This is a genomic window from Shewanella sp. (assembly GCF_047975355.1).
GTDB lineage: Bacteria > Pseudomonadota > Gammaproteobacteria > Enterobacterales > Shewanellaceae > Shewanella.
Map to the genome: position 1 here is coordinate 56,480 of NZ_JBKEDJ010000044.1, position 12,268 is coordinate 68,747.

The 12,268-nt window shown below is 39.9% G+C and carries 7 protein-coding genes and 3 pseudogenes; 8 read left to right on the top strand and 2 right to left on the bottom strand.

Translation table 11 applies throughout. From position 1 onward, the window contains the following. Positions 1 to 181: 181 nt before the first annotated feature. The 3 genes and pseudogenes from modA to modC all read left to right on the top strand — a co-directional run bounded on the left by modA (position 182) and on the right by modC (position 2,778). A pseudogene (gene modA, locus ACK5NH_RS13120) lies at positions 182 to 966 on the top strand (molybdate ABC transporter substrate-binding protein). After that, on the top strand, positions 966 to 1,703 hold the full coding sequence (gene modB, locus ACK5NH_RS13125; protein WP_416920717.1) for a molybdate ABC transporter permease subunit: 738 nt from the start codon (positions 966 to 968) through the stop codon (positions 1,701 to 1,703). The pseudogene modA and the gene modB overlap by 1 nt, the downstream one beginning before the upstream one ends. After that, positions 1,697 to 2,778: pseudogene (gene modC / locus ACK5NH_RS13130) on the top strand (molybdenum ABC transporter ATP-binding protein ModC). The gene modB and the pseudogene modC overlap by 7 nt, the downstream one beginning before the upstream one ends. Before the next feature lie 120 nt (positions 2,779 to 2,898). Here modC and ACK5NH_RS13135 read toward each other — a convergent pair. Next, entirely contained in the window at positions 2,899 to 3,831 is a 933-nt protein-coding gene (locus ACK5NH_RS13135) for a helix-turn-helix domain-containing protein (RefSeq protein WP_416920719.1), read from the bottom strand. A gap of 374 nt (positions 3,832 to 4,205) precedes the next feature. Here ACK5NH_RS13135 and ACK5NH_RS13140 point away from each other — a divergent pair, with 374 nt between their 5' ends. After that, entirely contained in the window at positions 4,206 to 4,916 is a 711-nt protein-coding gene (locus ACK5NH_RS13140; RefSeq protein WP_416920721.1) for a hypothetical protein, read from the top strand. A 161-nt stretch (positions 4,917 to 5,077) separates the two neighbouring features. After that, positions 5,078 to 6,520: a GGDEF domain-containing protein gene (locus ACK5NH_RS13145; protein WP_416920723.1), complete on the top strand. Its 1,443-nt coding sequence runs from the start codon at positions 5,078 to 5,080 to the stop codon at positions 6,518 to 6,520. Positions 6,521 to 6,564: 44 nt separating this feature from the next. Here ACK5NH_RS13145 and ACK5NH_RS13150 read toward each other — a convergent pair whose 3' ends face one another. Next, the gene (locus ACK5NH_RS13150; protein WP_416920725.1) at positions 6,565 to 7,461 is read right to left on the bottom strand and encodes a hypothetical protein; all 897 of its coding nucleotides are present in this window, start codon (positions 7,459 to 7,461) and stop codon (positions 6,565 to 6,567) included. A gap of 790 nt (positions 7,462 to 8,251) precedes the next feature. Between ACK5NH_RS13150 and ACK5NH_RS13155 the strand changes: the two genes are divergently transcribed. From ACK5NH_RS13155 to ACK5NH_RS13165, 3 genes and pseudogenes are all read left to right on the top strand, one after another. Continuing rightward, entirely contained in the window at positions 8,252 to 10,141 is a 1,890-nt protein-coding gene (locus tag ACK5NH_RS13155) for a methyl-accepting chemotaxis protein (RefSeq protein ID WP_416920727.1), read from the top strand. Between the two features lie 253 nt (positions 10,142 to 10,394). Beyond that, positions 10,395 to 11,260, top strand: a pseudogene (locus ACK5NH_RS13160) (IS5 family transposase). Positions 11,261 to 11,971: 711 nt separating this feature from the next. Continuing rightward, the coding region (locus ACK5NH_RS13165) for a YegP family protein (RefSeq protein WP_416920729.1) at positions 11,972 to 12,268 on the top strand (297 nt) is incomplete at its 3' end.

Genomic DNA, 12,268 nt, shown 5'->3' on the forward strand with positions numbered 1-12,268 from the left:
AGTGAATGTTATTGTCCCCGATCAATCTTGAGATACCAATACGCACAGTCGCAAATATCCACCAAGGCATTGCTGTTTTGGCAGATAAATCGAGCAGAGATCACTAATTTACACATCTGGGCTTGAATGATCGATATATAGATTGGCATATAACGATCACTTTTTATCACGGAGGAACACCATGAGCTCGCTCAAACACTTTTTACGCTTTACCACAACCTCAGTCGTTGGCTTAGCCCTCAGTTGCAGCGTCAGCTTTGCCGCAGACAAAGAACAAGTGACGGTTTTTGCCGCCGCATCCCTCACGAATGCGCTGAATGAGATTGGCCAGCAATATGAGAAAGAACATCAAACGAAAGTGATTTTCTCCTATGCCTCCTCCTCAACACTCGCAAAACAAATTGCCAATGGTGCGCCTGCCGATCTGTTTATCTCCGCCAACCAAAAATGGATGGATTACCTCGTCGATGCCAAGGCGGTGAATGCCGATAGCCGTATCATCCTGTTAAAAATACCTTAGTGCTGATTGCCGAGAAGAATAACCCAGTAGACCAAGTCACCCTAAACAGCGATTGGGATATTAAGGCCGCGGTCAATGGCAGCCGTTTAGCGGTGGGCGACCCAAATCATGTCCCCGCCGGACAATACGCTAAGCAAGCGCTTGAAAACCTGAATCTTTGGAAGACCGCCGAGCCCTTACTGGCGAGAGCAAATAATGTGCGCGCCGCCTTAACATTGGTAGAACAGGGTGAAGCACCGCTCGGTATCGTTTACTCGACCGATGCCAAAGTAGCGCAAAAGATTAAAATTGTGGCGACCTTCCCCGCGACCAGCTATAGCCCGATTGAATATCCCAGCGCCTTAACGAAGCAGGAATCCACCGCCAGCGCTAAAGACTTTAATCAATACCTTCAAGGCCCAAGTGCAACAGCAGTATTTGAAAAATATGGCTTTGGAGTGAAATAGTGCTGAGTGATGTTCTCTTGAGTGGCTCGCTGTTTAACGGGCTACTGCTCAGCGAATACGAAACCGCCGCACTGCTACTCAGCCTCAAAGTCTCAGCGGTTGCCGTGATTGCCAGCTTACCCTTAGGCATTTTATGCGCTTGGTTGCTGGCACGCGTGGAGTTTCCCGGTAAATCCATTTTCGACAGCATCTTGCATCTCCCTCTGGTATTACCGCCAGTGGTGGTCGGTTACCTGCTGCTCATCAGCATGGGGCGCCAGGGCGTAATCGGACAATGGCTCTATCAATGGTTTGGCGTAAGTTTTAGCTTTAGCTGGCGCGGAGCGGCACTTGCAGCAGCCATAGTGTCTTTTCCTTTGATGGTCAGAGCCATACGCCAATCCTTTGAAACCGTCGATATTCGCCTCGAAGAGGCGGCACGCACCTTAGGAAGCAGCCGTTGGCGCGTATTTCTCACCATCACCCTGCCGCTCACCTCGCCCGGCATAGTATCAGGCATGATCATCGCCTTTGCCCGTAGTCTTGGAGAGTTTGGCTCAACCATCACCTTTGTCTCCAATATTCCCGGCGAAACTCGAACCATTCCGCTGGCCATGTATTCCTTTATCGAAACACCGGGAGCGGAATATCAGGCAATGCGTCTATGTATCATCTCGATAGTGATCGCATTGATCTCCTTACTCGCCTCCCAATGGCTAACGAAAAAAGCCCTCAAAAGAACAGCAAGCGTATGTTAAACATCAATGTTGAAAAACAACTCGGCCCAGTGAACACCCAATTGCCGTTACAGGGTGTCACCGCCGTATTTGGCCGCTCGGGAGCGGGCAAAACCTCCTTAGTAAATTTACTCGGCGGATTAACCACGCCGGATAAAGGCGAAATTAGCCTTGGCAATACGCTGTTGTTTAAACATAAAACCGTTAATCTGCCCCCTGAAAAACGCCGAATTGGATATGTTTTTCAAGAAGCGAGGTTATTCCCGCATTACAGTGTGAAGGGTAATCTCACCTATGGGATGCGCCATAAAGCACCTGAATTGCTCGATAAAGTGGTCTCGTTACTGGGCATAGAAAAGCTCTTAAACCGTTATCCCAGCACGCTCTCTGGCGGCGAAAAACAAAGGGTTGCCATTGGCCGTGCCCTACTCACCTCGCCGCAAATACTGTTGATGGATGAGCCATTAGCTTCCCTCGATTTACCCCGAAAACGGGAATTGCTGCCTTACCTACAAACCCTAGCGCAGGAATTGAAGCTGCCGATTGTCTACGTGAGCCACAGCTTGGATGAAATCCTGCAACTCGCCGACCATATGCTGGTATTGCATCAAGGGAAAATGATCGCTCAAGGACCATTAGCGGAAGTGTGGAATAGCGAACAAATGCGCCCTTGGGTGCCGCTGCAGGAACTGAGTTCACTGCTTAACGCCAGAATTACCGACAGGCATCCAGATTATCCGATGACAAGACTCGTGATGGATGATGGCAATCAGCTCTGGGTCAGTGGCCAGTTACCACAAACCCACAAACCCACAAACAGTTAAAAGTGAGGATCCAAGCGAATCATGTCTCGATTTGCACAGAGGAACCTAAAGATTCAAGCATTCGTAACTTGCTAAGAGGCAAAATAAAAGAGCTCTATCCCAGCGATAATGGCGAGCAAATTCAGCTTAAAATTGCCCTAGGTAAAGATGAACTGTGGGCCAACATCACCCCTTGGGCATGTGATGAGTTACATCTCGCACCGGGAAAAGCGATTTATGCTCAAATTAAAGGCGTGACTATGACGCAAATGGATATTGCCGAGTCGCACTGAGCTGACAATCAAGACCAAAGGCTTGCTGAACTTGTTGAACTTGTTGAACTTGTTGATCTTTTTGAACTTGTTGAACTTGTTGAACTTGTTGAACTTGTTGAATATAGTCTGCAGATTTATCTACTCTTGGGAAAGCTCAATTTTCTCGCAGTATTTTTTCTCTAAATCCTGTTCACATAACACACCTAAAGGTGACGCTAACAATGTAGGGACAGATGAGTTAAATACCACAAACTTAAACCTTTCCTTACCCACTTTAACGCCACCATTCTCTATGCTGTCACCACGATAAATCAGCTTAGCGCCCAACTTTTTATGAATTTGCCAATCCTCGTTAATGAAGGAGTGACTAATCAACCAATCGATTCGATGATTATTAGCTAACTGACGAACGACTACCTTAGTGAAAAACATATAGATAGCTAAATCACTCGCATAGCCGCTAAAACAAATGAGCGTTTTACCATCCACTTCAGGCATAAAATCCGAGCTGAACTCAGTTTTATACAACTCTTCAAGTAAGGTTATGATATCTAAAGTATTCATAATTGCATAGGCTAGATGACCCGCAAGATTACTCCCCTTATAAAATCGGAAAACCCGCACATCATCAAAGGTAGTTTTAGATAGGCTGTGCCAGAAAGCCTCGGCTTCACCCTCAATAGAAAACATGGTTTCACTGAACTTCACTAGTTCATCATCCATTAAAAAGTTTTCTAAGTTGTTACTTTCTGTATAGGTAAAACTTGGGTCTAACTTGCGATAGGGTTTGTCCGAAAAAGCAGAGAAACGGCTAAATCGTGGTTTTAGAAGGTTTATAAGCCTATGGGGTGGGTAATTCGAAGCTATAGTAGATAGCGTAAAATCTATACCTAATTTACGTAACGTATACAGCTGATTAGCAACTGAAGGCGTGTTAACTCCTCTCTCCCAGCGACTTATCGTGGTGACGTCAATCGAATCCCGACCATTAAAGCTAATCAAGATTTGAGCTAAATCCTCTTGACTTAAATTGTGACTATCTCGGAATTTTTTAATTAACAAAGAGAACACTGCCAGCCCCTTTAAAATAGCTAATAATCAATACGTTAACCATAAAGTTGGTTTTATACAAAACAAGCACATCTAAAAACAAGATATGCGTCAGGAAATTATAGGCATTCCTCTGCAAACAAAAATCCACCTTGCTATGTTTGCTAAGGTTTTTTTTCGCTAAATTACTCTTAAAGAAGATTTATCCCTATAGGGCTCGAAACTTAGCCACTATGACCGACAATTACAAACATGAAGGTTAACACATTGAAAAATAACACCAACAATGAAAAATATTCATCTGCATAACTCGTATAATTTTGACCTTCCATTATTCATATAATTTAAAATATCAATACCACTGAATTATTTTCATTTTAGGTACCCCAAGACTAATGAAGAGCTGTTATATCATTGAAGAATGGCAATTATTTAATATTAATAGCAACTGCACTAGCTTTAAGTCACAAAAAATATTCAATCAAAAACAACAAGTGGTTGCGGAAGAAATATTATTTAACATGGGACAAAAATCTGCTGATGAGGTACTTAAAAGTTACAAACTATTTTTTTCTCACCCTCTCTATATAGACAACTTAATCAATGCAACCAAAAACAGAGCTGTAGAAGCCAATTTAAGCAGGGTTTTTATTAATATAGAACATCAAACACTCTGCGATCAGTGGAGCCTAGCCAAATTTATTGAACTAAAAAAATTACTAGAAACATTTCAATGCAAACTAGTCATTGAAATCACTGAACGCATGAACTGTGGCTGCTGCGATAGACTAACCGAGGGGTTACAACGCTTAAAAGAAGCAGGAATCTTACTCGCTTTAGATGATTATAACATGAATAATGAAGAACAACCTTTTCCATTAGGAATTTTTGATATTATCAAAATTATCAAACCTCAAAAATCAAACATAAATGCTGTAAAAGAACATTTAAATAGCACAAAGGCTATAAAAAACAAAGAAATAATCATTGAAAACATAGAAACAAAAGAAGAAATTATTTACTTCACAGGAAATAAAATTGTACCAAGCAAAATATTCTATCAGGGTTATTACCTCCATAAGCCTGAAATAATAAAACACATTTAAATTATCAACTATGCACTAACTAAATTATGAAAAAGATAGCTATAGTCAAGTATATATTACCATTCATAATATCCATATTTATTGCTATTGTGACCACAAGCGGATTTTACATATACAATCAATATAAGATTAAAGAGTCATATCAACAACTCAGTAATCGTATGCTGACCATTGAATTATTAGATTCAATATTCTTTAGCGATGATATGAATTTAACCCCAGATAAAAATGCCGTCAGTGGCTGCTCTCTGTTTTACGATGATGTTCGCTTTCGAGGCAACAGCCTGATCAACTATATTAAAGATTCCAAAACCACCTTAACGGTAAAAGCCTGTAGCTACTTACTTGCGCTACAAAATATTCGTAGCATAGGGCTTATGCAGCATCTTTATGTCAGTTTCGTAGAGGCAGATAGCACCAATTCTCAAAGCCACTACCTTTTAACAAGTAACAGTTTTCCACTTAATTATAAAGATAAAAATCTCTATAGTACATTTAGCATTAACACTCTCGATCAATCTCTTGTAAAGTTTGGAGTCAATCGACTCATCTTTATAGAAAATATCTTTCTACCCCACTTGCAGTTGAAAAACTCTTTTATAGACCCTTTCACTATCAATTATCAACCACACGAACTAATGGATTTAAAAGACTACATCAGTAATATAAAAGAAATAACCCTAGTTTTTAATGCAAAAAATTTCTTACTTATTTTTATCATTTCATCCATGATAACGCTTTCTTTTTGGAAGCTACAGATTATCAATATCTTCTACATTAAAGCCAAGATAGAGTTTAAAAATCTATTAATTAATAGGGGATTTATTATCATTGAAGCAAACAACATGAAAACAATGTTGGCCTACTGCTCTGAGAATAAAAATATATTTAATCTAAAGATGACATATTATGATTTATTTGGGATTGAGATGGAAAACTATGATGACACGACTCGATTTATAAAGTTAAAGGGGGATGACTTTTGTGAGCATTATCGCCTGATTGATACGGAACATTACCGTAAAGTAACTCATTCTAGGCTAGCAGTAAATGACAAAAAAATATTTGATGTTATAAAATATTATAAGAATAACCATACAAAAGATGCATTAACCGGATTACATAATCGAACTGCACTAAAATCATTTATAAAAGAGCATCAAAACTCCAATATAAAAATCCTAATGGTGCTAGTCGATCTTGATTTCTTCAAGAAGTTTAATGACACCTATGGTCACGATTTCGGCGATACATTATTAGTGCATACTGCTGAATTTTTCAGGAAAAACTTTTCTCAAGAGAATGATACCATTCTTAGAGTTGGTGGAGAGGAATTTCTATTATTGTTCAAAATTTATCCGGAAATGGATGTTAAAGCATTCTTTGAGTCTATAAAGAAACGAATACTGAGCTTTAACCAGCAAGCGATATCTTTATCAGGTGGATTAAGTATTTGGGATCCAAAAACAGAAACCTTTGAGAACGCTCATAAACGAGTAGATTCATTGTTGTATCAAAGTAAGACTAACGGTCGCGCACAAATAACAACTGACCCTATGCTAGACGCATATGCTAAAAATGAGCCTAGCACAGGATTGAATTAACTTGGTTAACACATATAAACTTACTCAATAATAGCAACTCATGATTATTGAGTAAGTTTAACAATATCTGCATATTGAAATATATCCTCTTCTTTAAGCGCACTCAGAGAAGAAGACAACAATGTTGAAGCCGATGTCGAGAACATGACGGAATCAGTGTAACTTTTACCAATTTTTACCCCTCCCTGCTCGGCAGACTTCCCACAGGCCATAAGCTTAGCTCCTAATTTTTTCTGAATTTGCCAATCATCATTAATAAAAGAATGACCGACATACCAATCAATTTTAGGATCTAACTCAATGTCTTTTATCATGTGATAGACATAAAAAAGATAGAGCGAAAAATCACTTGCATAGGAACTAAAGTTAAGAAGTATCTTTCCATCAATATCAGAGCATAAATGTGAATGTATACTCGACTTACAATATTGTGCTAAAAATTTAACTAGCTTTTCAGTATATATCGTCGCATAAGCAGTATGACCCACTATCTGCCCATCGCGATAAAACTTGATAATTCTAACATGATCAACCTCTAACAGTAAAACATGCAAAAAATTGGAGTTTAAAAATTCAACACCTAATACACTATTGTTAAATTCCCTTAGAATTTTGTCATTTAAAAAACTGTTCACATCATTTGATTCAGTGTATTTAAATCGCGGAAAAGTGATCCTATATGGTTTATCGGCTAATCCAGAAAATCGGTTAAAACGATTTTGCAACAATTTAATGGCCTGTTCATGACCATATTCATCTTCAGGTTCAGATAACAACGAAGCGATGCAAACATTTAATCTCAACTTTCTCAGAATATATATTTGATTATGAAAACTTGGAGTGTTAATCCTACGTTCCCAACGACTCACGGTTCCAGTATCAATAAACTGTCTACCTTCAATTTTCTTTGATAGAAATTGAGCAAAACTCTCCTGACTCATATCGTTATCTTTTCTAAATTTTTTTATGAATAAATGAAAAGACATAGTATATAATTTGGTTATTCCGGAGTATTCAATATAAAACACTACACTATTAGAATCACTTTGTATCATTCCTCGCGAGAAGAACAATACAAAAATAATGATTAGAATAATAATATCTAACTGCTCGTAAATTTAGCCTAGTACACATACATGAAACATGGCATTTAACATTTCATAATTTTCTTAAATGCCTATTCATCTACATATGAATAAAAATAGATCACACACTATTCCATTGATATAGTTAATATAATTAAAAATCAAAAAACCAATTAACCGTATGATATTTTTTAGCTCAAACAATCAACATTGTGACAGCGATCACAAATTTTGTGTTAGTATTTACCTATTTAAATATTGTAGCCATGGCAAGGTTACAAAATTTCTACATATAAAAGTCCAATCACATAAGAGGTAGACCGAGATCACACTTACGGTATAACCTTGACAAAAATCCACTATAATTAGGCATTCAGAATAATAGAAAAAGCATTAACGCCCTTAAGCACGCAATAAAAATAAACTAATCTAACAAATATAATCACCACCTTTAAAATCACACAATTGATTATTTAAAGACTAAACCAGACAGTTCACCAACACCCCCGATAAGGCTGTATTAAACCTCAAGCCTTGAGTTACTACTTTGAGCTACTAAATAAACATTTTATTGAATCGATATAGTTTTTGTTCGTTTGTGTTGAAAGTATTATCACTAAATGGCAGTCTGTGCCGGGAAGTAAAAATGAAAACAATCCTAGAAAACCTCCCTATATCAATCAAACTTATGCTGAGCTTTGGCTTCATGTTAATTCTTAGTTTATCAATAACCTTAACAGGTTGGACAAAACTGGACGATATTATCGCGCATGGAGATAAACTCTCAACTATTCAAAAACTCAATAAAATCATCTCAGATGCAAAGGCTACCAGAGAAGACTATCTGCGCACCCATGATGAAAGCTATGGCTTAAAGCTGGCTACTATGATCGACGCAATGACAGAAACAATTCTGTTTGCACAAAGCCAAAACTCGAGCGCAGAAGAAGCGGCTCAGTATAAGCAGGCAATAAGCTATATAAATGTCTATAAAGAAACATTTAATAGAATAGTGCCATTGGTTCAGGCTGAGACCCAAACATCAAAAGCCGCATTTGAACAAGCAGAGCAATTCCTAAAACAAAATACAGCACAAATCACCAGTTTAAAAAGCACCGCGTTAGATGCACATGATTGGCAGAACATTGCAGAGATGACCCGAATCAGTCTTGAAGTTGAGAGGATCCAACGCCAACTGAACAGAATCATCCAAGCAGGAATTTTAACAGAACAAACCTATTCAGAGTTACAAACTAAACTTATCCAGCTAAATCAATCCGATATCATAAATTCTGAATCACTGACCGCACTTCAAGGTATTGAAGGACAGATAAAAACTTACATGAAAACCCAAAATGCTCTAGATGCAGTAGTACAAGAATATGTCGCAATAGCAGGCCACCTTCGTGCCACAATTGATACGATTGAAGATGAGCTACTTCAACAAAAGTTAGATAGTGGCAAGCAAGCAAGATCAATCCTGTTGTTAGTCACATCCATAGTCATGGTCATTGGTATTGCCGCCCCCTTATTTATCACCAATGCTATCGCCAGACCTTTACGTGCAACGGTGCAAGCTGCAAAGCGTATCGCAAGCGGTGACTTAACCCAACCTATGAGTACGACTCGCTCGGACGAAATAGGCACATTACAGAATGCTATGGGGTCAATGACAAGCTCACTTCGCGAATTAATCGATAATGTCAGTGTAGGTATTACAGATATTTCTTCAGGCGCATCACAACTATCAGCTGTGTCGGAACAGAATCGAATTGCCATGACACAACAACAGCTTGAAACCGAACAAGTGGCGACAGCCATGAATCAAATGGCAGCTACTGTCCATGAAGTTGCATATCATGCTGAACAAACCGCAGAAGCAACAGGAGGAGCAGAACAGCTCACTAACGACGGCTATAACAAGATGACAATGACACTCACTACAATAGAAGAACTTAACGCTGATATTGAAAAAACAGCTCAAGCCATGCAAGAACTCGCAGAACAAACCAATGGTATAAGCAGAGTGATGGACGTTATAAAATCCGTCGCAGAGCAAACGAATCTATTGGCCTTAAACGCTGCAATTGAGGCGGCACGAGCTGGTGAAAGTGGTCGAGGTTTTGCGGTTGTTGCAGATGAAGTCCGAAGTCTGGCTAAGCGCACACAAGATTCAACGGATGAAATTGAAAATATGATCCAGCAATTGCAAGCTGGGGCGCAAAATTCCTTACAAATGATGGAACATAGTTTAGTGGTTGCCAATACCAATGTGACCACAGCAACCGAAGTGGGGACCTTGTTTGAGGAAATTAGAAAATCGGCTTCTTCAATACAGATGATGAGCCATCAAATTGCTGCTGCATCTGAAGAGCAAAGCACTGTGGCAGAAGAAATTAATCGCAGTATTTCGCAGGTGAATGAAATTTCAACCCAAACTGCGGCATCGTCTGCAGAAACGGCGCTAGCAACCGAAAAGCTCGTCGCATTAGGTAACCACTTACAAACGGCTATTTCCCAGTTCCGTCTGAGCTAGTCCCTTATCTGCATTCCACTAAAAATACCCTTCAGAAAGATATAAGTTATCTGTTTGAGTGCCTAACATCAAACAGATAACACATTTTTCCTTAATGTCATTATTGATTACAGCTCTAGATGGGCTTTGTTTCCAAAATCGGTTGAGCTAATTTTGAAGCCGATGATCAGACTTGCATCATTTATAAACTTACTAAACAACCGTGCCTTAACCCCTCTACCAAGCGACTAACTGGAAACAATACAACCAAACCTTGATAAACCGCGCTTCACTTTTCTTCTGGATTGATGAGAAGGCCATCGCCAGCTGGAAAGCTACAGCAGAACAAGGCAAACAAGGTCGCCACGATTGTTGAGTGATCTGTCTCATGGTTAAGCGCACTTTCGCCATGCCACTGCGAGCGTTACAAGGCATTATTAATTCAGTATTTCAGCTGGCTCCGGTACCACTGACTTGCCGCATCATACTTGCATCAGTCAATGCGCGAAGACGGTAGACATCTCCTCTTTTAAAGCCAAAACATGTGAAACCACTGCGCACTTAGCAATTGATGCCACAGAACTTAAGGTCTATGACGAGAGGGGATGGCAAGTTAAAAAGCATGGTACTGACGGCAAGTTTCGCGTTTGGCGCAAACGGCCTATCGCCGTGGATGTACATACGCACGAGATTATCCCGGCTGAGCTAAGTTTATCCACTGATGCTGATGCTGACGCTGAAGTGTCGCACAACTTACTTAAACAAACCCAGCGTAAAATCCATATTTCAGGTGATGATGCCCACGATACATGTGAGTGTCACCAAGTTATTCGTTGTAAACGGGCATTTAGCCTTATCCCTTTCTGAGGGAGCTGCATACAGGGAAAAGGACATCCACATCACTTAGCAGTCAGTTGGCAACAACTTCATGGTTCAAATAAACAGTGGAAGAAGCGCTATGGATATCAGCGTCGGTCAATCTCAGAAACTGCCATGTACAGGGTGAAGCAACTATTAGGTGTAGGTGGCAGATTAAGCTTGCGAAATTATAACGGTCAGGTAGGAGAAACTTACGCGATGATAAGGGCGTTAAACAAGCTCACAGGGCTAGGTATGCCTGAAACTCACTATGTAGTTTGATATTTGAACAATTATGAGGGGCTGTGTTCGCTGAGTCGATTTAGGAAACAAAGCCTATATCGTGTGATATTTAAATGAATAGCTGGCTTTTGGTGCCTTAATTCGATTTCGGAAACAAAGCCAAGTGGCGGTGTTGAGTCGTTGATAAATAAGTCCAGAAGAACACCTAACACCATTGCCATGTTACTTGAAGGGAAAACAGTTAGGGCTGAAAAGAATTTAGCTCAAATCTAAGCTGACAGTCCCCTAAAAATGGGCAACTTGAGTCCCCATAGATTTCCTAGACACCTTTAAGTTAGATAAACTAGCTAAAAAAGAGGTGTTCATGAGCCATAAACCTTACCCCGAACAATTCAAAATCGAAGCGGTTAGCAAGTCACTGTTACCAGCCATTCTGTAGCTGACGTTGCTCTACGTCCCCCCTCTGGCAGGACAGTTTTAACAGGAGACAACAATCTAGCTTGATCGGTTTAATCCATGTTTATTGAAACGGCAGCAGAGCTTTACCCAATTTGGGAGCAAAACTTCTTGTGTTACTGGCAGGAAATGGACGTTTTTAATGTCAGTATTTCGACAGACTAACCCTCAAAACACTCAAAATGTGGCATCGGCACATATCAAACCAGATAAAGTCGACTAGACTGAGGCACGAGCAGGAAATGGTTTCCTTGCTTGCGCTATGCAATGCCTTAAAGAAGAAGGAGCAACCTCATGTCAGGATGGTATGAATTAAGCAAAAGCAGTAACGATCAATTTAAGTTTGTGCTTAAGGCTGGTAACGGAGAAGTCATCCTCACCAGCGAACTCTACACGGGTAAGACTGGTGCCATGAATGGGATCGAATCCGTTCAAACCAACTCCCCTATCGAAGCCCGATATGCCAAAGAAGTGGCGAAAAACGATAAGCCGTACTTCAACCTAAAAGCCGCGAACCATCAGATCATTGGCACCAGCCAAATGTATTCGAGTACCGCAGCGAGAGATAATGGGATCAAGTCGGTGATGGAG

Coding starts and splice junctions, on each gene's coding strand:
- ACK5NH_RS13155 (WP_416920727.1), top strand. CDS start 8,252: ATGAAAACAATCCTAGAAAACCTCCCTATATCAATCAAACTTATGCTG.
- ACK5NH_RS13145 (WP_416920723.1), top strand. CDS start 5,078: ATGCTGACCATTGAATTATTAGATTCAATATTCTTTAGCGATGATATG.
- ACK5NH_RS13140 (WP_416920721.1), top strand. CDS start 4,206: ATGAAGAGCTGTTATATCATTGAAGAATGGCAATTATTTAATATTAAT.
- ACK5NH_RS13150 (WP_416920725.1), bottom strand. CDS start 7,461: ATGAGTCAGGAGAGTTTTGCTCAATTTCTATCAAAGAAAATTGAAGGT.